Raw genomic sequence first — 25,515 nt, forward strand, 5'->3', positions numbered from 1 at the left:
GAGTTACGGCGGTCATGGCGGAGGGGAAACGCCCGGTTACATTCCGAACCCGGAAGCTAAGCCCTCCAGCGCCGATGGTACTGCACTCGTGAGGGTGTGGGAGAGTAGGACGCCGCCGGACAATCTTCCAGTCGAGGGCCGCCCCATCCGGGTCGGCCCTCGACTGCGTAGCGCCATTGGTGGCGCAATCAGGAAGGATGTACCTGTGAGTTCAGGACCGCAGGGCGGAGACCGTCCCCGTCGCTACGAAGACCGTACTGACGGCGCGGGCGGACGCGACCGCGGCCCGCGCCGCGATGACCGAGACCGTCCCCCGTACCGGGGAGACCGTGACAACGCTGGTGGCGCCCGCGGCGGCTACGCCGGCGGCCGCGACTCTGGTTCCCGTGGCGGCGACCGGGACAGCTCGCGCTCCAGCGCCCCCCGTGAGGGTGGTTACCGTGGCGGCGACCGCGACGGTTCGCGTTCCAGCGCCCCCCGTGAGGGTGGTTACCGTGGCGGCGACCGCGACGGTTCGCGTTCCAGCGCCCCCCGTGAGGGTGGCTTCCGTGGCGGTGACCGCGACGCTTCGCGCTCGGGCGCTCCCCGTGAGGGTGGTTACCGTGGCGGCGACCGCGACGCTTCGCGTTCCAGCGCCCCCCGTGAGGGTGGCTACCGTGGCGGCGACCGCGACGCTTCGCGTTCCAGCGCCCCCCGTGAGGGTGGCTACCGTGGCGGCGACCGCGACGGTTCGCGTTCCAGCGCCCCCCGTGAGGGTGGTTACCGTGGCGGTGACCGCGACGGTTCGCGCTCGGGCGCTCCCCGTGAGGGTGGCTTCCGTGGCGGCGATCGTCGCGAGGGTGGTTTCCGCGGTGGTGACCGTGATGCTTCGCGTTCCGGCGGCCCGCGTGAGGGCGGTTTCCGCGGTGGTGATCGGGATGGTTCGCGTTCCGGTGCTCCGCGTGAGGGCGGCTTCCGTGGTGGCGACCGCGATGGTTCGCGCTCCGGTGCCCCCCGTGAGGGTGGCTTCCGTGGCGGCGACCGTCGCGAGGGTGGTTTCCGCGGTGGTGACCGTGATGCTTCGCGTTCCAGCGGCCCGCGCGACGGCGGTTTCCGCGGTGGTGACCGTGAGGGTGGCTTCCGTGGCGGCGACCGCCGCGAGGGCGGCTATCAGGGTGGCGACCGCACCCGCTCCGGCCCGTCCCGCGAGGGCGGCTTCCGTGGCGGTGACCGCGAGGGTGGTTTCCGCGGTGGCGATCGCCGTGAGGGTGGTTTCCGTGGCGGTGACCGGCCGAGTGGACCGCGTGACGGCGGCGCGCCCCGTGAGGGTGGCTTCCGTGGCGGTGACCGCGAGGGTGGTTTCCGCGGTGGCGACCGCCGTGAGGGTGGTTTCCGTGGCGGTGACCGGCCGAGTGGACCGCGTGACGGCGGCGCGCCTCGTGAGGGTGGCTTCCGTGGCGGCGACCGCGACGGTGGCTTCCGTGGTGGCGATCGCCGTGAAGGTGGTTTCCGTGGTGGCGACCGGGACGGCTCGCGTTCCAGCGCTCCGCGTGAGGGTGGCTTCCGTGGCGGCGACCGCGACGGTGGTTTCCGCGGTGGCGACCGCCGTGAGGGCGGTTTCCGTGGCGGTGACCGGCCGAGTGGACCGCGCGATGGCGGCGCGCCCCGTGAGGGTGGTTTCCGCGGTGGCGACCGGGACGGCTCGCGTTCCAGCGCGCCTCGTGAGGGTGGCTTCCGTGGCGGCGACCGCGACGGTGGCTTCCGTGGCGGCGATCGCCGTGAGGGCGGTTTCCGTGGCGGCGACCGGCCGAGTGGACCGCGTGACGGCGGCGCGCCCCGTGAGGGTGGTTTCCGTGGCGCTCCCCGTGAGGGCGGTTTCCGTGGTGGCGACCGTGACAGCTCTCGGCCGAGTGGTCCGCGTGAGGGCGGTGGCTACCGTGGCGGCGACCGCGAGGGTGGCTACCGTGGTGGCGACCGGACGGGTGCTCCCCGGGCCGACGACCGGCCGCGTCGTGAGGGCGAGTTCCGCCGCGACGACCGCGCTGGCGGCTCCGAGTCGTACGAGGGTGGGCGTAGCTCTGGCCCGGCACTGCCGGACGACATCGTCGCGACCGACCTCGACAAGGACGTTCGCGCTGAGCTGCTCTCGCTGAACAAGCCGGTCGCCGAGACGGTGGCCCGGCACCTGGTCGCGACCGGTCAGCTGATCGACGAGGACCCGGCCGAGGCGTTGGCGCACGCGCTGGCTGCCCGGCGGCTCGCGTCGCGCATCTCCGCGGTCCGTGAGGCGGTCGGCCTTGCCGCGTACCACGCGGGGGAGTGGCAGTCGGCAATCGCCGAGCTGCGTACGTACCACCGGATGAGTGGTCTGCAGAGCCACCTGGCCGTGCTCGCGGACTGTGAGCGGGCTCTTGGCCGCCCGGAGCGGGCCATCGACCTGTTCCGTGGCGCTGACCGGGAGAAGTTGGACCAGGCCGTCGCGATCGAGCTGCTCATCGTCGCCGCTGGCGCCCGGGGTGACCTCGGGCAGAAGGACGCCGCGGTCGCGATGCTCCAGGTCCCGGACCTCACCAGTGAGGCCACGGTGCCGTGGACGGCTCGGCTGCGGTACGCGTATGCCGATGCGCTGCTCGCCGTGGGCCGGCGCGAGGAAGCCCGCGAATGGTTCTCCCGTGCCGCCGACGTGGACACCGAGGGCGAGACCGACGCCGCCGAGCGGCTGCTGGAACTCGACGGCGTGCTCATCGAGGGCGACGACGAGGACGAGGCCGCCGAGGAGATCGCCGCAGGCCCGGGCACTCCGGGCGCGGTTCCGGCCCAGCCGGACGCCGACCTGACCGGCGACGACCGCGACGACGACGAAGACGACGAAGACGACGACGAAGACGACGAAGACGACGACGAGGACGACGACCGCGAGGACGACGCCGACCGCGACGACGAAGACGACGAAGACGACGACGACGAGGACTTCGACGACGACGAGCAGGACGGTGCTGTCGGCCGCCCTGACGACGACGAGGACTCCGTCGACGAGGACGAGGACCGTCACCCGGACGAGGCTGGCAAGGCCGACACCGCTGCCGACGGCAGCGTGACGTCCGGCGACGCGGTGAACACCGACGACACCGCCCCCACCCGGGGTGACGAGTCGGAGCCGACGCAGCGGTGAGCGCGGGCGTGGGGGAGCGGCTGGTCGACGGGTACACCCTGGTCGTCTTCGACCTGGACGGCGTGATTTACCTGATCGACCGGCCGATCCCCGGCGCCGTCGAGGCGGTGGCCCGGCTGCACGACGAGGGGCGGGCGGTGGCGTACGCCACCAACAACGCCTCCCGGCGCTCCAGCGAGGTCGCCGACCTGCTCACCGGGATGGGCGTGCCGGCTCGACCGGAGGAGGTGCTCACCTCCGCCGCGGCCTCGGCCGAACTGTTGCGGGACCGGCTGGCCGCCGGCGCGCCGGTGCTGGTGGTCGGCGCGGAGGCCCTGCGCGCCGAACTGCGTGCGGTCGGCCTGACCCCGGTCACCAAGGCCGACGAGAACCCTGCCGCGGTGGTGCAGGGGTACGGGCCGCAGGTCGGCTGGGCCGAACTGGCCGAGGCCTCGGTCGCGGTGCGGGCCGGGGCGCTCTGGATCGCCACGAACACCGACCGGACCCTGCCCAGTGGACGGGGACCGCTGCCCGGTAACGGGTCGCTGGTGGCCGTGCTGCGTACGGCGTTGGAGCGGGACCCCGACGTGGTGGTCGGCAAGCCGGAGTCGGCGCTGTTCGAGACCGCCGCCCGGCGCGCGAGCGGTGGCCGGAGCCTGGTGGTGGGTGACCGACTGGACACCGACATCGAGGGCGCCCGCCGTGCCGGCCTGGACAGCCTGCTCGTGCTCACCGGCGTCAGCGGCGTACCGGATCTGCTGGCTGCCGAACCGCAGCGGCGTCCCACGTACGTCGCGAGGGACCTGGCGGGGCTCTTCGACCCGGCTGCCGCCGTGCGGGTCCCGGGCCCGGCGGACGCCGGCGGCTGGTCCGTGACCGACCGCGACGGGGTGCTGGAACTGGCCGGGTCGGGTCGTCCGCTGGATGCGCTGGCCGCCCTCTGCGCGGTGGCCTGGTCGGCGCCGGAGCCGGCGCTGCCGAAGATCCGCCCGATCGGCCCGGACGCGGCCCACGCGCTGGAGAGCTTCGGTCTGACCGCCGCTGCCTGACCGAGGTCGGGCCAACGGGTCCGTCAGAGCAGTTTGCGCAGCTTCAGCAGGTCGAACGGGTTGGCCTTGATCGACACCCGGCGGGAGGTCACCGCGCTGGTGACGTCGAGATCGCCGCGGACCAGGGCGAGCAGGTCGTCGCTGGACGTGCTCAGCGCGATCTTGGCTTTGGGGTCGTCGCCGTCGGTCAGCTCGACCAGCCGACCGCCGGTGATCCGGCCGTGGAACGCGGTGTCCAGGTCGGTGATCCGGCAGGCCAACGTCCGGTCCAGATCGATCCGTTCGCGCACCGTCTCCGCGTTGCGGTCCAGCCGGGCGGCCAGCTCCTGCAATGCCTGCCGGCACTCGTCCACGCTGGCCACATCTCCCCCTCGCTGATCGCCACGCCGTCCTCGGCACCGTACCGCACGGCACGGCACGGGGTGCCCGGTAGCGTGACACCTGCACACCCCGCCCCGTGGAAGGACTCAGGCATGCAGGACGCGTGGCGCGCCTACTTTGAACTGGCCATGGGCCTCGCGGAGGCGCCCCGGAAGAAGGCCCAGGACGTGGCACGTCGCCTCGTCGGTTCCGGCGGTGCGACCGCCGCCCAACTCCAGGCGCTCGGCGAGGAACTGGTCACCACCGGCGCCGCCAACCGGGAGGCGCTGACCAAGCTGGTCCGCTTCGAGGTCGACAGGGCTCTCGGCGCGGTCGGGCTGGCCACCGCCGACGAGGTGGCAGAGCTGACCCGGCGGGTGCACGACCTGGAGCGGCAACTCCGCGAGGCGCGTGCCGCCGAGCCGACGCACGCGCCGACCGCTGGCCCCCGGGAGCAACCCGATCCGACCCTCGCCGCGCCGCCCGGCGACCGTCTCGTGCCGTCCGACGGCCCGGCCGGTGCCCCGGTCTCCGCGCCGACGGCCGAGAAGGCCGTGGCGAAGAAGGCTGTGGCAAAGAAGGCCGTGGCGAAGAAGGCGATCGCCAAGAAGGCCGTGGCGAAGAAGCCGCCGGCGACGATCAGCCGGACCGACGACGACACCCCGACCCCGGCGGTCATGCCGGCCAAGAAGGCGGCCCGTCCGCAGCCGCCGGACGCCGCCGAATGAGCCAGCCCCATCCGCCGACGGGCGGGTCGTTCCCGGCCCGCCCCGGCCCGCCCACTGGCGGGTCGTTCGCCGCCCGCCCCGGCCCTCCCGCAGGCGCCCGCCCCGGCCCTCCCACGGGGGTCCGCCCCGGGCCGCTGCTGGACGTCGGGGACGACGAGGCGCGGCACCCGGCGGTGGACGCCGCCGTGCAGGCCATGACCAACGCGGCGACGCTCGCCCCGGCCGACCAGATCGCGCAGTACGAAGCGGCCTACGAGACGCTGCGGGAAACCCTCGCCACCATCGACCAGACCTGAGCCGGACGACCAGGGCTGAGGAGACCGGAGAACCACCCATGGCACGTCGTAACCGGCTGGACGCCGAACTCGTCCGCCGCGGTCTGGCCCGCTCCCGCGAGCAGGCCGCCGCGTTGGTGGAGGCCGGCCGGGTCCAGCTGCGCGGGGTGGTCGCGCGCAAGGCCGCCGCGATGGTCGACCCCGCCGATCCCCTCCTGGTCACCGGCGCGGACCCGGCCGAGGAGTACGTCTCCCGGGGCGGGCACAAGCTGGCCGGCGCGCTGGCCGCGTTCGGCGCCGGTGGGCTGCGCGTCGCCGGGCGGCGCTGCCTGGACGCCGGCGCCTCCACCGGTGGCTTCACCGACGTGCTGCTGCGCGCCGACGCCGCCGAGGTGGTGGCCGTGGACGTCGGCTACGGGCAGCTCGCCTGGCCGCTGCGCACGAACGAGCGGGTCCGCGTCCTGGAACGCACCAACGTTCGTACCCTCGACGCCGAGACGATCGGCGGGCCTGTCGACCTCACGGTGGCCGACCTGTCGTTCATCTCGCTGCGGCTGGTGCTGCCGGCGCTGGCCGGCTGCACCCGCGACGACGGTGACCTGGCGTTGATGGTGAAGCCGCAGTTCGAGGTCGGCAAGGACCGGGTCGGCGCCGGTGGCGTGGTGCGCGATCCGGAGCTGCGTGCCGAAGCGGTGCTGGACGTGGCCGCGGCGGCCGAGCGGCTCGGTCTCGGGTTGGCGGACGTGGCGGCCAGCCCGCTGCCCGGGCCGAGCGGCAACGTGGAGTTCTTCGTATGGTTGCGCCGGGGCGCACCGCCGGCCGACCCGCAACGGGTGCGGGCCGTGGTGGCGGCTGGGCCGGACGGCCCGACGACGGCCGGCGACGTGCCGGACGTGGCGGCGGCGGCGGAGGAGGTCGCAGGGTGAATGCGCGCAGCGAGGGCACTGGCACGACACACTGTTGCGCTGGTGCGACGGTGGCGCACCTCGGGCGGGTGGCCCGATGAGCCGGACCGCACTGCTGGTGACGCACACCGGCCGTCGGCGTAGCACCGAGCACGCCCGGTCGGTCGCGGCCGATCTGATCGCCGCGGGTTTCGAGGTACGGGTGGTCGCCGACGAGGCCGACGACCTGGACCTGCCCGGCGTGGTGCCGGTCGCCGGGCAGCAGGCCGCCGAGGGCGCCGAGATCGTCTTCGCGCTCGGGGGTGACGGCACCTTCCTGCGTGCTGCCGAGCTGGCCCGCCCGGCGAAGGTGCCGCTGCTCGGCATCAACCTCGGCAAGGTCGGTTTCCTGGCCGAGGCGGAGATCGACGACTTGGACGTCGCGGTGCGGGACGTGGTCAGTCGCAACTACACGGTCGACGAGCGGCTCACCCTGGACGTCACCGCCGAGTTCGACGGCGGGCCGACCATCGAGTCCTGGGCGCTCAACGAGATCAGCATCGAGAAGGGCGAGCGGGCGCAGATGCTCGAACTGCTCGTCGACGTGGACGGGCGCCCGCTGTCCCGCTACGGCTGCGACGGTGTTGTCTGCGCCACGCCCACCGGCTCCACCGCGTACGCGTTCTCCGGTGGTGGCCCGGTGGTCTGGCCGGAGGTGGAGGCGTTGCTGCTGGTGCCGATCAGCGCGCACGCGTTGTTCAGCCGCCCGCTGGTCACGGCGCCGACGTCCACCTTCGTGATCACCGTCGACCCGTTCACCACCCTCGCGGTGCTCTCCTGCGACGGGCGTCGGGTCTACGACCTGCCGCCCGGTGCCCGGGTGACGGTGCGTCGGGGCGCCCTGCCGGTGCGCATCGTGCGGTTGCGGCCCCGCCCGTTCACCGACCGGCTGGTCGCCAAGTTCGCCCTTCCCGTGCATGGTTGGCGCGGCAGCCGCCGGTGACCGTGGCGCACACGGTCGGTGGACGTCGGTTGTCCACCTGACGACATGTCGCCGCTGCGGCGGCCGATGACTAGTGACCTGGTGACAGGCTCCGACGCACACTCCGATCGGCCCTCATCTACGGATGGCGGGCCTGGAGGAGTAGAGGAGCACATCGCATGCACTGGTCCCCACGCTGGCTCGCCGTCGGCGCGGTCGGCGCGTTGGTGGTCGGCCTCGCCGCACCGGCGTCCGCCGACCCGCCCGCCCGGCCCACCGGCCCGACGGCGGGCACACCCGTCCCGGGTGCCGCGCCCGTACGTCTCACGCTGATCACCGGCGACCAGGTCGACCTGGTGCAGGCCGCACCGGGTCGGGTCGCCGCCACCGTCCGCCCGGGCCCCGGGCGCGAGCGGATCGTGTTCCAGACGATGGAGGTCGACGGCGCGCTGCGGGTGCTTCCCAGCGACGCCCTGCCCTACGTCTCCAGCGGGGTTCTCGACGCCAACCTGTTCGACGTGCAGAAGTTGGCCGCTGACGGCTACGGCGACGCCGCGCAGGGCAACCTGCCGCTGATCGTGCGCTATCAGGAGTCGGCCGCCGGCCGGGTCCGGCCGCTCACCGTCGCCGCGGACGCCCGCCCCCTGGAGAGCATCAACGGCGCGGCTCTGCGGGTCGGCAAGGGTGACCTCGGTGGCCTGTGGAGCACGCTCGCCGGCACGCCGACCACCCGGACCACGGCCGCCGCGCCCCGGTTGGGCGGTGGCATCGCCCGGATCTGGCTGGACGGGAAGGTCCGCCCGACGCTGGAGCACAGCGTGCCGCAGATCGGCGCCCCGCAGGCCTGGGCGGCCGGCCGGGACGGCAGTGGCGTGACGGTGGCCGTCCTGGACACCGGCGTCGATGCCACCCACCCCGACCTGGCCGGACGGATCGCCGAGGCGCGGGACTTCTCCGACAGCGGCAGCGCCCGTGACGGTCATGGCCACGGCACGCACGTCGCGGCGACCATCGCCGGCACCGGCAACGCGTCTGCCGGGCTGCGCAAGGGTGTCGCGCCCGGCGCGCGGTTGCTGGTCGGCAAGGTGCTCGACGACGGTGGCTCCGGCTATGACTCGTCCATCATCGCCGGCATGGAGTGGGCCGCCCACTCCGGCGCGAAGGTTGTCAGCATGAGCCTCGGCGGCGACCCGACCGACGGCACCGACCCGATGAGCCAGGCCGTCAACGACCTGACCGCCGAGACCGGCGCGCTCTTCGTGGTCGCCGCCGGCAACGCGGGCGAGGCGCGTACCGTCGGTTCGCCGGGCGCGGCCGCCGCGGCGCTCACCGTCGGCGCGGTCGACCGCGACGACAACCTGGCGGAGTTCTCCAGCCGTGGTCCGCGACTCGGCGACAACGGCCTGAAGCCGGAGATCACCGCCCCGGGCGTCGGCATCGTCGCCGCGCGGGCCGCCGGCACCACCATGGGTACGCCGGTGGGCGACGCCTACACGACCGCGTCCGGGACCTCGATGGCCACACCGCACGTGGCCGGCGCTGCGGCGATCCTCGCCCAGGAACACCCGGACTGGGCCGCCGGGACGCTCAAGGACGCGCTGGTGAGCACCACGAAGGCCAACCCGGCGCTGACCGTCTTCGAGCAGGGCGGCGGCCGGGTCGACGTGGCTCGGGCGCTCAAGCAGCAGGTGTACGCCTCGGCCACCGCTGACTTCGGACGGATCCAGACCGGCGCCGCACCGGTCGAGCGGACCGTGACGTACACCAACGGCACGAAGGTCGCGCAGACCCTGCGGCCGGCCCTGGAGCTGCGCAACCTGGACAGCGGCGCGGCCGAGACCGACGGGGTCTCAGTGGCCTCCGACGCGGTGACAGTGCCGGCGGGCGGAAGTGTCGCCGTGCCGCTGCGTGCCGACCCGGCGAAGCTGGCCCGGGGCCCGCACGGTGGCTGGCTGGTGGCGACCGGTACGGACGGCGTCGCCGTGCGCACGCCGGTCGGGCTCACCGTCAACGGTCCGTTGCACCAGGTCACCATCAAGGTGTTGGACCGGCAGGGCCAGCTGACCCTCTCGCCGGGGTTCACCCTCTTCGGTGAGCAGCCCGAGTCCGACTACTGGGGCGAGTGGCCGGGCGAGGGCACCCTCCAGGTCGAGGAGGGCACGTACATGCTGACCGCGATGGTCCAGCACGGCGTTCCACTGGACGAGCAGTTGACCCAGACCGTCGAACCGGAGCTGGTCGTCGACCGGGACCTGACAGTGGTCCTCGACGCGCGCAAGGGCACACCGGTGCGGATCGAGACGCCGAAGCCCAGCGAGCAGCGGGCCACGCTCAGCTACTACGTGCACCGGGTGTTGGCCAACGGCCGGCAGATCGACCACGGCGTGATGGCCTACAGCACCGTCCAGCAGGTCAACGTCACGCCGACCCGCCAGGTGCGCCAGGGTGAGTTCGAGTTCGCCTCGCGCTGGCAGCTCGTCGCACCGATGGTGGACGCGAAGATCAGCGGGGTGTCCGGTCCACTGGACATCAACCTGCTGGGTACGTCACCGGCACCGATCGGCCGGCGCAAGCTGCCGCTGGTCTGGGCCGGCACCGGGACGCCCGCCGACCTGACCCGGGTGCGGGGCGCCGCGGCGCTGCTCGCCACCGACCCGGACCGATCCGAGGAGGAGCAGGTTGCCGCCGCCGCGACCGCTGGCGCCGCCATGGTGCTGATCGTTCGGCCGGCGGACTTCTCGGCGTGGACGGTGTGGCGCCCGATCGGGGATCGACTGCCGATCCCGTCGATGGTGGTCGCGTACGACGACGGGCAGCGGTTGATCGCAGCGGTGCGCAAGGGCCGGGCGACGCTCGACCTGACGCTGACCGTGGACAGCCCGTACCTGTATGACGTGTGGCAGGTGTCGAAGGGCCGGGTGCCGGAGCGCATCGTGCACACCGTGACCGCGAAGAACACGGCCGAGGTGACCGCGAGCTACGGCGACACGGGTGCCGGCTGGGCCAGCGAGGAGCGGTTCGGCTGGCGTCCGTGGCAGGAGTACTCCTGGAACGACGACCAGCGCATGGTCCGCACGGGCACCACCCGCAAGGAGTTCGTCAGTGCCGGGGACAACTGGTGGCAGCACCGGGTCCAGCACAAGCTCATGTACCTGCAGTGGGGGCAGTTGACCGGCGGCCTGACCGAGGAGCCCCGGCGCTACGACGCCGACGACCGGGAGACCGAGACCTGGCACGCCCCGGTGATCCGGCCGGCCGTGCCGGCCGGCGGCGGCGCACCGGTGCCCACGCGTACCGGTGACAGCCTCGACCTGCGGGTGCCGGAGTTCGTCGACGCGGACGGCCACTACAGCGTCGCCGGAAACAGTGAGGAGTCGGACACCGTCGAGGCCCGGGTCAGCCGGGACGGAAAGCAGATCGCCGACCTGTCCGGCGGGTGGGCCCCGGTGCCCACCACGGCGCAGCGGGCCCGCTACCGGCTGGACCTGACCACGAAGCGGTCCTCGGCCGAGTGGCGCTACGGCACCCGGACCGACACGGCCTGGGAGTTCACCTCGGCCCGGCCGACGGGCGACGCCACGCCGTTGTCGCTGTTGCAGGTGGACTACCGGGTGCCGGCCGACCTGCTCGGCACGGTACGCGGCAACCGCCCCCACCAGCTGGGGGTGACGCTGCGGCAGCCGGCCGGGGTGGCCGCGCCGACCGGCACCAGCGTTCGGGTGCAGGTCTCCTTCGACGGGGGCGTCACCTGGCGGAACGCCCCGACCAGAGGGTCGGGCACCCGGTACGCCGCGACCGTGCCCGCTGGGCGGGGAACGGTGTCGTTGCGGGTGCACGCCGCCGACCGGGCCGGGAACACCGTCGATCAGACGGTGCTCCAGGCGTACGGGCTGCGCTGATCCGGGAGGGCGGGGCGGTCACGCCGTCCCGCCCACCCGTCGAGGGGTCCACCGTTTTCCGACGGTGGGCCCCTTCGGCGTCAGAGCCAGCCGCGTCGGGCGACCTGGAACGCCAGCCCGGGCCGGGTGTCCACGCCGGCGGCGGCCATCAGGTCGGCGATCCGCCGCTGCACGGTCCGCCGGCTCACCCCGAGCTGGGAGGCGATGGACTTGTCCGGTACGCCGGCCACGAACAGCGACAACAGCCGTGCCTCGTCGGCATCCGGCTGGTAACCGTCGCTCGAATGGTCCTCGGGGACCGGCCGCCGGTTCTCAGCCGCCGCGACGTTGAGGGGGTCGTCGAGCCGCAGTCGGGTGGCCACCCGCCAGTGGCTCTCGAAGAGGGCGAGCAGGGCGTCGAGCAGTTGACTGCGACCGATCACGGCGGCGCTCGGCTCCCCACCGTCGCGGTCGGGCACCAACGGGCAGACGGCGGTGCTGGCGTCCACGATGGCCAGACGGACCGGCAGCCGGTCCAGCACGCGGGCCTGCTCACCGGCGGCGACGCCCTTGGCCAGGTCGGCCAGCGCGCCCGGTTCCAGCAGCAGGTCACGCTCGTAGATGGCCCGGTAGGTCACCCCGCGGGCCAGCGCGTCGAACTCCTCGACGTTCTCCGGGCCGGCCATCGCCAGGGGGTTGGCCCGGCAGAACCAGAGCACCTCGGTACGCGCCGAATTCTGCAGATCGCGCAAACGGTCCCGCAGGACCCGCGCGCCGGTGATCACCTCGACGAGGTGGTCGACGTGGTGCCGGCGTAGCCCGGAACGGTACTCCTCGGCCAGTTGGGTGACCCGGCGGCGGGCCGCCTCCAGGTCCTCCTGACGACGCAGCAGCGCCCCGCCCAGGGCGACGTCCGGGGCGGTCGGGCGCAGTGGCGCGTCGGGGTCGGTGTCGGTGGGCTGCACCAGACCCTTGGCGCGCAGGGCCTCGACCTGGGCGACGACCTGCTCGCGGGGGCGTTGCAGACGAGCGACCAGGTCGTCGACGCGCGCCACCGTGAGCTGGAGCAGGCAGCGGTAGAGCTCCTCTTCAGCCGAGGTCAGGCCGATCACGTCCAACACGGGGCAGAACTGTACGTCGGCCGGGTGCCGGCCCCTCCCGGGCCCGTCGGCTGGTCAACTGTCGTGCCTCGCGTCTACTGTCGGTGGCTGTGCTGGAAGAGCTGCGCATCACCGGACTGGGCGTCATCGACGACACCACGCTGCCGTTGACCGGCGGGATGAACGTCATCACCGGCGAGACCGGTGCGGGCAAGACGATGGTCGTCACCGGCCTCGGCCTGCTCTTCGGCGGTCGGGCCGACGCCGGGCGGGTTCGCGCCCAACCCGGCCGGGCGGTGGTCGAGGGGCGGTTGCGCCTGACCGGGCGGGTCGCGGACGCCGTGCACGCGCGGATCACCGAGGCCGGTGGGGAGCCCGATGAGGACGGCTCGGTGCTGCTGAGCCGCACGGTGACGGTGGAGGGGCGCTCACGCGCCCATGTCGGCGGCCGCAGCATGCCGGTGTCGATGCTCGGTGAGGTCGGCGAGCAGGCGGTGGCCGTGCACGGGCAGTCCGACCAGCTGCGGCTGCTGCGCCCGGCCGAGCAGCGGGCCGCACTGGACCGCTTCGCCGGCCCGGCGCACGAGAAGCTGCTCGACGCGCTGCGCGAGGCGTATACGGGGTGGCGGCGGGTGGTCGACGACCTGGCCGACCGGCGGCGCAACGCCCGCGAGCGCAGCCAGGAGGCCGATCTGCTGCGGCTGGGCCTGGACGAGATCACCCGGGTCGATCCGCAGCCCGGTGAGGACGACGAGCTGAAGACCGAGGCGCAGCGGCTGGAGCACGCCGAGGGGTTGCGCACGGCAGCGCAGATCGCCCAGCAGTGTGTGGCCGGTGGCGCCGAGGCCGCCGAGGAGACGCCCGACGCGGCGGTGTTGCTCGGGACCGCCCGACGGACCCTGGAGGCGCAGGCCGGCACCGACCCGGCGCTGGGTGAGTTGGCGTCGCGCCTGGAGGAGGCGGCCACGCTGGTCACCGACGTGTCGGCGGAGCTGTCGGCGTACCTGGCGACGCTCGACGCGGACCCGGCCCGGTTGCAGCACGTCTACGAGCGGCGGGCGGCGCTGCGCGCCCTGACCCGCAAGTACGCCGACGACGTCGACGGGGTGATCGCCTGGGCCGATCGGGCGCGGACCCGACTGTCCGATCTGGACAGCTCCGACGATCTGCTCGACGAGTTGGAGCGGGAGGGTCAGCGGCTCGCCGTCGAGGTGGCCGACCTGGCCGGGCGGGTGTCGGCCTCCCGGCAGGAGGCGGCGGTCCGGTTCGCCGACCAGGTAACGGTGGAGCTGGCCGGGCTGGCCATGCCACACGCGCGCATCGAGGTGGCGGTGCTGCCTCGCCCGGCCGGGCGCGCCGAGCCGACGCTGTCGGTCAACGGTGTCGAGGTGGGTGTCACCCCCGATGGCGGCGACGAGGTGGAGCTGCGGTTGCTGGCCCACCCGGGCGCGCCGTCGTTGCCGTTGCAGCGCGGCGCCTCCGGCGGTGAGCTGTCCCGGGTGATGCTCGCCATCGAGGTGGTCTTCGCGGGCTCGGGTGGCCCGCCCACGCTGGTCTTCGACGAGGTCGATGCGGGTGTCGGCGGTCAGGCGGCGGTGGAGATCGGCCGGCGGCTGGCCCGGCTGGCCCGCAGCCACCAGGTGCTGGTCGTCACGCACCTGCCGCAGGTGGCCGCGTTCGCCGACCGGCACCTCGTGGTGGCGAAGGACACCGGGGGCGCGGTGACGACCAGCGGGGTGCGGGTCGTGGAGGACACCGAGCGGGCCCGGGAACTGGCCCGCATGCTGGCAGGTTTGCCCGACTCCGATCTGGGTATCGCCCACGCCGAGGAGCTTCTGGCCGTGGCCGCCAAGGAAAGGCGGTTGTGACGCCGCGTATTGTGAGCGCAAGCACACCGGCTTGTGCCGACGTGTGCTTCCCTGGGTAGGCGGCCCTGCTCAGGCATGTCGCGACAGAAAAGCCTGCCTCACATGCCAGGATGGTCACGATGCGTCTACCCACGTTGCGCCGAAACAGAAGCTCCGAACCGGGCAGAGTCCTCGGCACCGCGCGCCTTGATCGCCGGACGAAACGCCTGGTCGGTCGGCTGCGCCCTGGTGACATCGCGATCATCGACCACGTCGACCTGGACCGGGTGGCGGCGGACTCGTTGGTAGCTGTAGGTGTCGCGGCGGTGCTCAACGCCAAGCCGTCGGTTTCCGGCCGCTACCCGAACCTCGGCCCAGAGGTCCTGGTCGCCGCCGGCATCCCGCTCCTCGACGACCTCGGCGAGGGCGTCTTCGAACGGATCCGCGAAGGCGACCAGGTGCGCATCGAGGGCAACACGGTCTTCGCCGGTGACGAGCCGGTGGCTCACGGCAGCCTGCAGGACGCCGAGACGGTCGCCAAGGCCATGGCCGACGCCCGGGAGGGTCTGTCGGTCCAGTTGGAGGCGTTCGCCGCCAACACCATGGACTACCTGCGCCAGGAGCGCGACCTGCTCCTCGACGGCGTGGGCGTGCCGGACATCGACACCCAGATCCAGGGTCGGCACTGCCTGATCGTGGTGCGCGGCTACGACTACAAGGCCGACCTGGACGTGCTGCGCCCGTACATCCGGGAGTTCAAGCCGGTGCTGATCGGCGTCGACGGCGGCGCGGACGCCCTGGTCGAGGCGGGCTACACCCCCGACATGATCATCGGGGACATGGATTCCGTCACCGACGACGTGCTGCGGTGCGGCGCCGAGGTGATCGTGCACGCGTACCCGGACGGGCGCGCCCCCGGCCTGCCGCGGGTCAACGGCCTCGGCGTCCCGGCGGTGACCTTCCCGGCCGCGGCGACCAGCGAGGATCTGGCCATGCTGCTCGCCGACGAGAAGGGCGCGTCGCTGCTGGTCGCGGTGGGCACCCACGCCACCCTGGTCGAGTTTCTCGACAAGGGGCGCGGCGGGATGGCCTCGACCTTCCTGACCCGACTCAAGGTCGGTGGCAAGCTGGTCGACGCCAAGGGTGTGAGCCGGCTCTACCGGCAGAGCATCTCCGGCTCGTCGCTGCTCCTGCTGGTGCTGTCGGCGATCGCGGCGATGGCATCCGCGGTGGCCGTTTCGACCGTAGGAAAGGCGTACCTGGGCGTCGTCGCCGAATGGTGGGACAATTTCGTGTTCCAGCTGTACCGGCTTTTCTAGTTCCCGACCGATCAAGAGGCTGCAAGCGTGATCAACTTCCGCTACCACGTGGTGTCCCTCACCGCGGTCTTCCTGGCTCTGGCGATCGGCCTGGTGGTCGGCACAGCCGCCCTCAACGGCCCCGTCGCCGACTCCCTCGAGGGGCAGGTCACCGGTCTGCGCAAGGACAACCAGAACTGGCGCCAGACGGTCAGCAACATGGAGAAGCAACTCGGCATGGAGGAGAAGTTCGCCGAGGAGATGTCGCAGGTCGTCCTGCCCGGCACCCTCACCGGCCGCCGGGTGGTGGTGCTCAGCCTGCCCAACGGGCGCGACCACACCGAGGGTGTGCTCAAGAAGCTCCAGCTCGGCGGGGCCACCATCACCGGTCGCGTCGACCTCCAGGACAAGTTCATCAACCCGGACAACAACTCCAACCTGCTGGAGTTGGCCGTCACCGCCGCCCGCCCGACCGCGCAGACCACCGGCCTGCCGGGCAACGGGCACGGTGTGGAGACCTCCAGCGCGCTGCTGGCCAGCGTCCTGCTGGACCGGACCCAGGGCACCGCGCCGGTCAGCGACGCCGACCGGCGGGCGGTGCTCGCCGCGTACAACAACGCCGGCTACCTGACCACCGACAGCAACAAGGTCACCGGGTCGGCGGAGGCGGTCGTCGTGGTCAGCGGCCAGCCGTACGTCGACAAGGACTCCGAGAAGCGGGACGAGTCGGTCGTCAAGATCGCCGAGCAGTTCGACCGCACCGGGTCGATCGTGGTCGCCGGCAACGGCTCCGTCGGCGGCAATCTGGTGTCGGTGGTCCGCGGTGACCCGGTGCTCGCCCAGACCATCTCGACTGTCGACAACGCCAACACCGGGCAGGGTCAGCTGGTCACCAGCCTCGCCCTGGTGCAGCAACTCACCGAGAAGAAGGCCGGACAGTACGGCGTCGGCGACAACGCCGCATCCCTGCTGCCTAGACTGCCCCAGTGAGCGAACGACGTACCCCCGTGTCCGTAATCGACGAGGCGGCGCGAGCGCACCGGAGGGTGGCGTGAAGGCGCTGGGACGGCTGTTGATCGCCGGCGCTGGCGCCGCGGCGGCCCGGTACGCGCTGCGTGAGGTGCGAACCTCACCGGCCGGGCCGACGTTGGACCGCACCAACTTCCGTGGTCGCACGGTGAGCCTGGCCGCCGGGCCGGCGCTCGCCGCGGGTGCTGCCGCCGCAGGCGCGTTCGGTGCCACCAGCGGCGCCTCCGGTGGGGCGGCCCTGGTCGCCGGCCTCGGTGCCGGTGGCGTCGGGCTCTACGACGACGTGGTCGGCGCGCGGCCGGAGCAGAAGGCGGCCAAGGGTTTCGCCGGTCACCTCGCCGCGCTGCGCGAAGGGCGGGTCACCGCGGGCCTCGTGAAGGTCGTCGGGGTGGGCGCCGCCGGGCTGGGCGCGGCCGCGCTGCTGGCCGCCGACCCCCGGGTCGCCGCGCACCCGCGCCGGCAGCGCCACGGCGCGTTCGGGCGGGGCGTCGACGTGCTGCTCGGCGCCGGAGTGATCGCCGGCACCGCCAACCTGCTCAACCTGCTCGACCTGCGACCGGGCCGGGCGATCAAGTCCGGGCTGCTGCTCGCCGCGCCCCTGACCGGTGGTCCGCACGGCGGGATCGCCGCGGGTGCGGCCGGAGCCGCCGCCGGCCTGCTCCGCGACGACCTGGGCGAGGACGTGATGCTCGGCGACAGCGGGGCGAACGCGCTCGGGGCGCTGCTCGGCGTCGCGCTCGCCGCCCGCAGCGGCCCGCTCGGCCGGGCCGGGCTGCTCGCCGTGCTCGCCGGCCTGACCGCCGCGAGCGAGAAGGTCAGCTTCACGTCGGTGATCCAGCGGACGCCGGGGCTGCGCGAGCTCGACGCACTGGGCCGGCGCGCCGACTGACGTGACCCGACCGGCCCCCCTCGCCGGCGCCGGCCGGCTGGCCGGGGCAGCCGCGCTCATCGCCGTCCTCACCGTGGCCAGCCGCCTTGCCGGCTTCGGTCGCACCGCCGTGTTCACCTGGGTGGTCCAGCAGAGCGACCTCGGCGGCATGTACGTCATCGCCAACACAGTGCCCAACATCGTCTTCGAGATCGTCGCGGGCGGGGCGCTGGCCAGCCTGGTTGTGCCCCTGCTGGCCGGGGCCGTGGCGGCGGACGACCGGCGGGCGGTGGCGGCCACCACAGGCGCCCTGCTGACCTGGACGGTGAGCCTGCTGGTTCCCCTCGCCGTGCTCGTCATGCTGTTCGCCGACCCGATCATCTCGCTGATCAGCGAGGGACGCTCGGAGGCGGAGCTCGCCGCCGGGGCCCGGATGCTGCGCGTGTTCGCCCCGCAGCTGCCGCTCTACGGGATCGGCATCGTGCTCACCGGCGTGCTCCAGGCGCACCGGCGCTTCGCCTGGCCCGTCATCGCGCCGCTGCTGTCCAGCCTCACCGTGGTCGTCGTCTACGTGGCGTTCGGCGCGGCGCAGGGACGGGGTGTGTCCGTGGCCCAGGTCGGCCGCAGCGGCGAGTTGCTCCTCTCAGGCGGCACCACCCTGGGTGTGGTCGTGCTGTCTCTGTCGCTGGTGATCCCGTTGCGCCGACTGCGGCTGAGGCCCCGGTTCGGGTACGCCTTCACCGCTGACGTGCGGGCGCGTGTCGGCGGGCTCGCCACGGCCGGCGCGGTGACGGTGGCGGCACAGCAGGTCGCGCTCCTGGTGATCCTGAACCGTGTCTCCGGCGGCCCCACCGGCTCCCCGCAGGTGTTCAACCTGGCCCAGGCCATCTTCCTGCTGCCGTGGGCGGTCCTGGCCGTACCGCTGGCGGTGGCGTCCTATCCCACGCTCGCCGCTGCCAGCGCCGCCGGCGACGAGGATGGTTACCGGCGGACCCTCTCCGGCACGGTGCGGGGCGTGCTGCTCTTCAGCTGCCTGGGCGTCGCGGCGCTGATCGGCACCGCGCAGCCGATCGCTGCCCTCTTCTACCCGGACAATCCGGCGTCGACCGCTGCGGCGATCACCGGGTTCGCACCGGGTCTGCTCGGCTACGGGCTGTTCGCGATTCTGTCCCGCGCGCTGTACGCGCGGGGCGACACCCGGCCGGCGACCGTGGCGATCACCCTTGGCTGGCTGGTCGTTCCGGCCGTGGCGTTGCCGTTGACGGTGCTGCTTCCCACCGCCGATCGGGTGCTCGCGGTGGCGTCCGCCAACTCGGTGGGGATGCTGGTGCTCGGGGCGCTGCTGCTCGCGGCGGTGCTGCGCAGCGCCGGCCGTCCCGCCCTCGCCGGCGCGGCACGGGCCGGGGCGGCCGGTGGCCTCGCCGGTGTGCTCGCGGCGCTCGCCGGGCTGGGCCTGACCCGATGGCTCGACACGCCCGGGGGCGGCACCCCGACGATGGCGGCGGCGTTCGGTCAGGGCATGCTGTCCGGGGTTCTGGTCGGGGTGGTGTTCTTCGCCGTGGTCTGGTTCGTCGACCGGCAGGACGTGCAGCCAATGCTCAGCCGGGTGTTGCGCCGTCTGCCTCGGTGGGGGCCACGGGGCCGGGGCGGCGGGCCGACGTCGGGCGCTGTCTCCCCGGAACGGGGCGACGGGAAGGAGACGGCCGCGCGATGAGTGAGCAAGCTCTGCCTGCCGGCTTTTCGGGCAGCGTCGCGTTGGTGCTCGCGTCCAGCACCGGTGGCGTCGGCCAGCACGTCCGTTCGGTGGCGCGTGGCCTCGTCGCCGGCGGTGCCACCGTCGTGGTCTGCGGGCCGGCCGCGACCCAGGAACAGTTCGACTTCACCGGTGTCGGTGCGCGGTTCGCGCCGGTGGAGATCCCGGCCAGCCCGACGCCGGCCGACGCGCGGGCCGTGCTGGCCCTGCGTCGGGCGCTCGCCGGCTCCCGGGTCGACGTGGTGCACGCGCACGGCCTGCGGGCCGGGTTGGTCGCGGTGCTGGCCCGTCCCGCCGCGCCGCTGATCGTCACCTGGCACAACGCGGTACTCGCCGGTGGACTGCGGGGTGGCATGTCCCGACTGGCGGAGCGCGTGGTGGTCCGTGGTGCCCGGGTGGCCCTGGGCGCCTCCACGGACCTGGTGCGACGCGTCACCGCGCTGGGCGCCACCGACGCCCGACTCGCCCCGGTCGCCGCACCCACGCTGCCCGCGCCCCGTCGACGCCCGGCCGCCGTACGCGCCGAGTTCGGGGTTCGCCCGGACCAGCCGCTGATCCTGTCGGTGGGTCGGTTGCACCCGCAGAAGCGCTACGACGTGCTGATCGACGCCGCCGCCCGCTGGCGTACGCGTACCCCACCGCCGGTCGTGGTGATCGCGGGAAGCGGGCCCGCGTACCTGCCGTTGGCGGCCCGGACGTCCGCGGCCCGCGCCCCGGTCACCCTGCTGGGGCACCGCACCGACGTGGCGGACCTGCTCGCCGGCGCCGACCTGGCGGTGGTGACCAGCGACTGGGAGGCCCGGCAACTCTTCGCCCAGGAGGCGCTGCGCGCCGGCGTACCGCTGGTCGCCACCGCTGTCGGCGGCTTGCCGGAGCTGGTCGGCGACGCCGCCACCCTGATCCCCGCCGGGGACGTCGACGCGGTCGACGCGGCGGTACGCGCGCTGCTGGACGACCCGGCGGCCCGGGCCGAGCTGGGCCGGCGGGGCGCCGAACAGGCGGCGACGTGGCCGACCGAGACGGACACCGTCGCCACGCTGGCCGCCCTCTACGCCGAGCTGGCCGCCGACCACACCGGCCCGGCAGCCACCCCGGGCTCCGACGCCCCCAGAACGGGACACCGGTGATGTTGCGCCGAATCGCCCCCGCCCTGCTGACCGTGCTCGTGGTGGCGCTGGGTGTCACCGCCCTCGCCGCGCGCCCGACGCAGGACAGCCCGCGACGCACCGCCGACTTCGTGGTGCTCGCCGGGGTCGCGGGGCTGCGCTGGGAGGACGTGGATCCGCAGAGCACCCCGACGCTGTGGCGGATGGCCCAGGAGGGGTCGATCGGCTCGCTTTCGGTGCGTTCGGCACACCAACCCACCTGCCCGGTGGACGGCTGGCTGACGCTCGGCGCGGGCAGCTTCGCCGGGTGGAACGGCAGCCGGTTGCCCGGCGGTTGCCCGGCGGCCGGGGTGGCTGTCGAACAACCCGACGGCATCGGCGCGAACCTGCCGGACCAGGAGAGCGTGGTCCAGTACAACCAGCAGCGCCTGCCGTGGAACGCGACGCCCGGATCACTGTCGGAGTCGGTGCGCTGCTCCGTCGCCGTAGGCCCCGGTGCGGCAGTGGCCGCCGCGCGACCGTTCGGCCGCGTCGACCGGTACGCCTCGGCGTTGCCCACTGATCCGCGGACTCTGCTGGGCTCCTGCGTGCTGAGCATCGTCGACCTCGGCACTGTGGAGGGGACCGACCCGGCGACCCGCGCCGAGGAGGCCCGGGAGGCGGACGCCCAACTGGCCCGGGTGCTGGCCGCCCGCCCACCGCGGTCGTTGGTGCTGGTAGCGGGGATCTCCGACACCGCACAACCGTCGCGGCTGCACGTGGCGGTCGCCGACGGTCCGGGCTGGGAGCGGGGGTGGCTCACCTCGGCGAGCACCGGCCGGGACGGCTACCTGCAACTCGTCGACCTCGCGCCGACCGCGCTCGCCGCGCTGGGCCGGCCGATGCCGGAGCGGCTCTTCCTCGGTCGTCCGGCGGTCAGCACCGGCGGCCGTCCGGCCGACCTGGCCGACGCGATCAACGCCCCGGCGGACGCCGATCGGGAGGCGGCCGCCCAGCGCGACGTCTCCGCCGTGTTCTTCACGCTGCTGGCCGGTGTGCAGGTGCTGCTGGCCATCGGCATCCTGCCGCTACTGCGCCGGGCCCGCCCGCACGCCGGGCCGAGTGGCCCGACGCCCGTCTCGGGGCGGGTCGTGGCGGTGGTGGAGCTGCTGCTCGTCGCCGCCGCGTTGACGGTGCCGGCGGCGTTGCTGGCCGACGCGGTGCCGTGGTGGCAGGGCGAGCACCCCGGGTGGATCTTCGCGGGGGTCACCGCGTTCCTGGTGGCCGCGGGCACCGCCGCGGTGCGGTTCACCCCCGGGTACGCGGGCACCCTCGGCCCGGTCGGCGCGGTGGCCGGCCTCACCACCCTCGTCGTCGGCTTGGACGTCCTCACCGGCGCCCGCCTTCAGCTCAACGGCGTGGTCGGCTACTCCGCACTGCAGGGTGGCCGATACTCCGGGCTGAGCACTGTGGGGCTGGGAGTGTTCCTCGCCGGCGCGTTGCTCGCCGGCGGCTGGCTGGCCCAACGGGTGCACCGCGGCTGGAGGCCGGCGGTGATGGTGGCCGTGGGTGGCCTCGCCGTGGTGGTGGTCGGCAGCCCCTTCCTGGGTGCCGACCCGGTCGGCGCGATCGCGCTCACCGCCGGGGTGAGCGTCGCCGCCGTGATCAGCGCCGGCGGATGGTTGACGATCAGCCGGTTGGCCTGGGCCACCATGGCCGCTCTGGCGGTCGGCATCGGCTTCGCCGTGGTGGACCTGCGTCGCCCGTCGGCGGAGCGGGGCAGCCTGGGCCGGTTCCTGTCCGCGCTCGGCGACGGCACCGGCGGGTTCGCCGTGCACCGCTCCAGCACGGAGAACTTCGAGACGTTGGTCAACAGCCCGCTGACCGTGCTGGCGCTGACCGGCGGTTTGCTGGTGTGGTTCGCCCTGTTGCAGCCGTGGGGTGGGCTGATGCGGCTGTTCGGCATCTACCCGGCGGTCCGGGCCGCGTTGGCCGGCACCGTCGTCGCCGCGGTGCTCGGTGGTGTGCTCGACGGCGCGGCTCTGGACGTGATGGGCGCCGCCGCCGCGATGGTGGTGCCGATGGCCGCGTTGGCGTCGCTGCGGGTGCTCGGGCACGCCGCCGACCGGACCCGCCCGGTCCTGGCCCGCTCCTTCGCCGACGGCGCCGACGACGACTCGGGCTCCGGCGGGGTCGGCCCGACCGGTGGTGGTGACGGCCCGACCGGTGGCGGCGGGCCGCTCGGCGCGGTCCACCCCCGTCCGATCAGCGGCCCACCCGCGAGCGCACCACCGCCGGTGACCCCGACCCCGGACGCCCTCACAGCGGACACCCCGGCCCCGGACGCCCCGGCCGAGCCCAGCGCCGGCGTCGACGCCCCGGCGGAGCCGACCGACGCCCCGGCCGAGCCCAGCGACGCCCCGGCCGAGCCCAGCGACGCCCCGGCCGAGCCCAGCGACGCCCCGGCCGAGCCGACCGGTGGTGGGGCCGCCGTGCCGCCCCGGCAGGTCACCCGGTCATCGACCGAGGTTGCCGCTTCCTGAGCGCCGGACCGCCTCCGGATGGACCCGCAGGTGTCGCAGCCGGGGTGCGGCCTGCGGGTACCCGCCCGGGAGGTGTTACCGTCGAATCCCGTGGATCGCGTGATCACTTTGCTGATCAAGCACGGCGGTCTGCATGACCGCGACAGACGACACGGGAGCAGGCCTTGGCCCCATCAGCACGGACGACCAGGCACATTTTCGTCACCGGGGGCGTCGCCTCCTCGCTGGGTAAGGGCCTCACCGCCTCCAGCCTCGGCAACCTGCTGACCGCGCGCGGGTTGCGGGTGGTGATGCAGAAGCTCGACCCCTACCTGAACGTCGACCCGGGGACGATGAACCCGTTCCAGCACGGTGAGGTCTTCGTCACCGAGGACGGCGCCGAGACCGACCTCGACGTCGGGCACTACGAGCGCTTCCTCGACCGGGCGCTGTCCGGCAAGGCGAACGTCACCACCGGCCAGATCTACTCCGACGTGATCGCCAAGGAGCGGCGCGGGGAATACCTGGGCGACACCGTCCAGGTCATCCCGCACATCACCAACGAGATCAAGTCCCGGATCCTGGCGATGGCCGACCCGGACGAGGACGGCCACCTCCCCGACGTGGTGATCACCGAGGTCGGCGGCACCGTCGGCGACATCGAGTCGCTGCCGTTTCTGGAGGCGATCCGCCAGGTCCGCCACGACCTGGGCCGGGACAACTGCTTCTATCTGCACGTCTCCCTCGTGCCGTACCTGGCGCCGTCGGGTGAGCTGAAGACCAAGCCGACCCAGCACTCGGTGGCGCAGCTGCGCAACATCGGCATCCAGCCGGACGCGATCGTGCTGCGCTGCGACCGGGAGATCCCGGTGAAGCTCAAGGAGAAGCTGTCGCTCTACTGCGACGTGGACACCGAGGCGGTCGTCGCCGCCCCGGACGCCCCGAGCATCTACGACATCCCGAAGGTGCTGCACCGGGAAGGCCTCGACGCGTACGTGGTGCGCCGGCTCGGCCTCTCCTTCCGGGACGTGGACTGGACCAGCTGGGACGACCTGCTGGAGCGGGTGCACCGGCCCCGGCACACGGTCACCGTCGCGGTGGTCGGCAAGTACGTCGACCTGCCCGACGCGTACCTGTCGGTCAGCGAGGCGATCCGGGCGGCCGGGTTCGGCCACCGGGCCCGGGTGCAGCTGCGGTGGGTGCCCAGCGACGAGTGCGTCACCCCGGCCGGTGCCGCGGCGGCGTTGGCCGGCGTGGACGGCATCCTCATTCCCGGCGGCTTCGGCGTGCGCGGCATCGAGGGCAAGATCGGCACCGCCCGGTACGCCCGCGAGAACGGCATCCCGCTGCTCGGCCTCTGCCTCGGTCTGCAGTGCATGACGATCGAGGTGGCCCGGCACCTGGCCAGCCTGGACGGCGCCAACTCGTTGGAGTTCGACGAGCAGGCCGCGCACCCGGTCATCGCCACCATGGCCGACCAGGAAGACATCGTCGCCGGCAAGGGCGACCTGGGCGGCACCATGCGGCTCGGGGCGTACCCGGCGACGCTGACCGAGGGCTCGATCGTCGCCGAGGCGTACGGCAGCACCGAGATCAGCGAGCGGCACCGGCACCGTTACGAGGTGAACAACGCCTACCGGGACGCGCTGACCAAGGCGGGTCTGCACATCTCCGGCACCTCGCCGGACGGCCGGCTGGTCGAGTTCGTCGAGCTGGACCGCAGCCTGCACCCGTTCTTCGTGGCCACGCAGGCGCACCCGGAGCTGAAGAGCCGCCCCACCCGACCGCACCCGCTGTTCGCGTCGTTCGTCAAGGCCGCTGTGGCGTACTCGCAGGCCGACCAGCTGCCGGTCGACCTGGATGCGGCGTCGGAGGCCCCGACGACGCGCAAGGCCGCCCGCAACGGCGCCGCGACCAAGGCCGCGTCCTCCTCGTGAGCAACCTGGAGCACCGCTACGAGGTGCGTTCCCGCGAGGAGCGGTACCGGGGGCGGATCTTCGACGTGGTCACCGAGGAGGTGACCATGCCGGGCGGCGGCACCGGGGTGCGTGACCTGGTCCGGCACGTCGGGGCGGTGGCCGTGGTGGCGCTCGACGACGCCGGCCAGGTGGTGCTGATCCGGCAGTACCGGCACCCGGTCGGGCGGCACCTGTGGGAACTGCCCGCCGGGCTGATGGACGTCTCCGGCGAGGAGTTGCCGGCTGCCGCGCTGCGGGAACTGGCCGAGGAGGCCGACCTGACCGCTGGGCAGGTCGATGTGCTTGTCGACCTGCACAGCTCTCCCGGGTTCACCAACGAGCTGGTGCGGGTCTTCCTCGCCCGGGATCTCGCCGAGGTGCCGGCCGACGAGCGTCACGAGCGCCGCGACGAGGAGGCCGACCTCCAGGTCGTCCGGATCGACCTGGACGAGGCGGTCGCCATGGTCCTGGCCGGTGAGATCACCAACGCGTCCGCGGTGGCCGGGCTGCTCGCCGCCGCCCGCGCCCGGGACACCGGTTGGTCGACGCTGCGCCGGTCGGACGCGCCGCTGCCACGCTGAGCGTCGTCGCCGGTCACCCCCACGAGGGGGGTACGCGTGACAAGGGCCCCGCGGTCAGCCGCGGGGCCCTTGCCGGCTGTCCTCAGCGGCATCCGGCAGATCAGGCGATAATGGTCGAACACTGTCCCGACGGCGGGGGCGATGGCGCACCGGTGAGTCCGGGCAGCGCCCTGACACTCCGTCAGGCC

Annotated in this window: 19 protein-coding genes and 1 rRNA gene; 17 read left to right on the forward strand and 3 right to left on the reverse strand. The window is 73.6% G+C overall.

Translation table 11 applies throughout. The features are described from left to right. Nucleotides 1–4: 4 nt before the first annotated feature. A 5S ribosomal RNA gene (rrf, locus tag KBX46_RS30840) occupies nt 5–121 on the forward strand. Nucleotides 122–211: 90 nt separating this feature from the next. On the opposite strand, the gene KBX46_RS30845 is transcribed toward rrf, so the two are convergent. Then, nucleotides 212–2,218 (reverse strand): hypothetical protein, encoded by a 2,007-nt coding sequence (locus KBX46_RS30845; RefSeq protein WP_210795543.1) that lies wholly within the window; start codon nt 2,216–2,218, stop codon nt 212–214. Here KBX46_RS30845 and KBX46_RS30850 point away from each other — a divergent pair. Together KBX46_RS30850 and KBX46_RS30855 are read left to right on the forward strand one after the other, a co-directional pair. After that, complete coding sequence (locus tag KBX46_RS30850) at nt 2,153–3,151, forward strand: hypothetical protein (RefSeq protein ID WP_308159748.1); 999 nt, start codon at nt 2,153–2,155, stop codon at nt 3,149–3,151. The two genes, KBX46_RS30845 and KBX46_RS30850, sit on opposite strands and share 66 nt — an antisense overlap. Continuing rightward, entirely contained in the window at nt 3,148–4,179 is a 1,032-nt protein-coding gene (locus KBX46_RS30855) for an HAD-IIA family hydrolase (RefSeq protein WP_210795493.1), read from the forward strand. The genes KBX46_RS30850 and KBX46_RS30855 overlap by 4 nt, the downstream gene beginning before the upstream one ends. 23 nt (nt 4,180–4,202) lie before the next feature. Here KBX46_RS30855 and KBX46_RS30860 read toward each other — a convergent pair whose 3' ends face one another. Beyond that, nucleotides 4,203–4,541 (reverse strand): SCP2 sterol-binding domain-containing protein, encoded by a 339-nt coding sequence (locus tag KBX46_RS30860; protein ID WP_088947517.1) that lies wholly within the window; start codon nt 4,539–4,541, stop codon nt 4,203–4,205. A 111-nt stretch (nt 4,542–4,652) separates the two neighbouring features. Here KBX46_RS30860 and KBX46_RS30865 point away from each other — a divergent pair, with 111 nt between their 5' ends. The 5 genes from KBX46_RS30865 to KBX46_RS30885 all read left to right on the forward strand — a co-directional run bounded on the left by KBX46_RS30865 (nt 4,653) and on the right by KBX46_RS30885 (nt 11,307). After that, nucleotides 4,653–5,267 (forward strand): phasin family protein, encoded by a 615-nt coding sequence (locus tag KBX46_RS30865; protein ID WP_210795495.1) that lies wholly within the window; start codon nt 4,653–4,655, stop codon nt 5,265–5,267. Then, on the forward strand, nt 5,264–5,563 hold the full coding sequence (locus KBX46_RS30870; protein WP_210795545.1) for a hypothetical protein: 300 nt from the start codon (nt 5,264–5,266) through the stop codon (nt 5,561–5,563). The genes KBX46_RS30865 and KBX46_RS30870 overlap by 4 nt, the downstream gene beginning before the upstream one ends. Before the next feature lie 38 nt (nt 5,564–5,601). Beyond that, nucleotides 5,602–6,468, forward strand: a complete 867-nt coding sequence (locus KBX46_RS30875; RefSeq protein WP_099852318.1) for a TlyA family RNA methyltransferase — start codon at nt 5,602–5,604, stop codon at nt 6,466–6,468. Nucleotides 6,469–6,544: 76 nt separating this feature from the next. Further along, nucleotides 6,545–7,429 (forward strand): NAD kinase, encoded by an 885-nt coding sequence (locus KBX46_RS30880; RefSeq protein ID WP_088947520.1) that lies wholly within the window; start codon nt 6,545–6,547, stop codon nt 7,427–7,429. A 158-nt stretch (nt 7,430–7,587) separates the two neighbouring features. After that, on the forward strand, nt 7,588–11,307 hold the full coding sequence (locus KBX46_RS30885; RefSeq protein ID WP_210795497.1) for a S8 family serine peptidase: 3,720 nt from the start codon (nt 7,588–7,590) through the stop codon (nt 11,305–11,307). An 80-nt stretch (nt 11,308–11,387) separates the two neighbouring features. Here the strand turns inward: KBX46_RS30885 and KBX46_RS30890 are convergent, their stop codons facing one another. After that, entirely contained in the window at nt 11,388–12,407 is a 1,020-nt protein-coding gene (locus tag KBX46_RS30890; protein WP_210795499.1) for a helix-turn-helix domain-containing protein, read from the reverse strand. Nucleotides 12,408–12,496: 89 nt separating this feature from the next. Between KBX46_RS30890 and recN the strand changes: the two genes are divergently transcribed. From recN to KBX46_RS30935, 9 genes are all read left to right on the forward strand, one after another. Beyond that, the gene (gene recN / locus KBX46_RS30895) at nt 12,497–14,254 is read left to right on the forward strand and encodes a DNA repair protein RecN (protein ID WP_141912566.1); all 1,758 of its coding nucleotides are present in this window, start codon (nt 12,497–12,499) and stop codon (nt 14,252–14,254) included. A 119-nt stretch (nt 14,255–14,373) separates the two neighbouring features. Next, nucleotides 14,374–15,552 (forward strand): putative cytokinetic ring protein SteA, encoded by a 1,179-nt coding sequence (gene steA, locus KBX46_RS30900; protein WP_088951640.1) that lies wholly within the window; start codon nt 14,374–14,376, stop codon nt 15,550–15,552. Nucleotides 15,553–15,579: 27 nt separating this feature from the next. After that, complete coding sequence (locus tag KBX46_RS30905; RefSeq protein WP_088947524.1) at nt 15,580–16,521, forward strand: copper transporter; 942 nt, start codon at nt 15,580–15,582, stop codon at nt 16,519–16,521. A 61-nt stretch (nt 16,522–16,582) separates the two neighbouring features. Further along, nucleotides 16,583–17,449, forward strand: coding sequence for a hypothetical protein (locus tag KBX46_RS30910; protein WP_210795501.1), 867 nt, complete (start codon nt 16,583–16,585; stop codon nt 17,447–17,449). Between the two features lies 1 nt (nt 17,450). After that, nucleotides 17,451–19,142, forward strand: a complete 1,692-nt coding sequence (murJ, locus tag KBX46_RS30915) for a murein biosynthesis integral membrane protein MurJ (RefSeq protein WP_210795503.1) — start codon at nt 17,451–17,453, stop codon at nt 19,140–19,142. Further along, nucleotides 19,139–20,308 (forward strand): glycosyltransferase family 4 protein, encoded by a 1,170-nt coding sequence (locus KBX46_RS30920; protein WP_088947527.1) that lies wholly within the window; start codon nt 19,139–19,141, stop codon nt 20,306–20,308. Before murJ ends, KBX46_RS30920 begins: the two co-directional genes overlap by 4 nt. Further along, on the forward strand, nt 20,308–22,809 hold the full coding sequence (locus KBX46_RS30925; RefSeq protein WP_247668477.1) for a hypothetical protein: 2,502 nt from the start codon (nt 20,308–20,310) through the stop codon (nt 22,807–22,809). Before KBX46_RS30920 ends, KBX46_RS30925 begins: the two co-directional genes overlap by 1 nt. A gap of 164 nt (nt 22,810–22,973) precedes the next feature. Next, nucleotides 22,974–24,725: a CTP synthase gene (locus KBX46_RS30930; protein ID WP_088947528.1), complete on the forward strand. Its 1,752-nt coding sequence runs from the start codon at nt 22,974–22,976 to the stop codon at nt 24,723–24,725. Further along, complete coding sequence (locus tag KBX46_RS30935; RefSeq protein WP_210795505.1) at nt 24,722–25,327, forward strand: NUDIX hydrolase; 606 nt, start codon at nt 24,722–24,724, stop codon at nt 25,325–25,327. The genes KBX46_RS30930 and KBX46_RS30935 overlap by 4 nt, the downstream gene beginning before the upstream one ends. Nucleotides 25,328–25,515: the final 188 nt, after the last annotated feature.

It is taken from the genome of Micromonospora sp. C81 (assembly GCF_018070425.1).
Lineage (GTDB): Bacteria > Actinomycetota > Actinomycetes > Mycobacteriales > Micromonosporaceae > Micromonospora > Micromonospora zamorensis.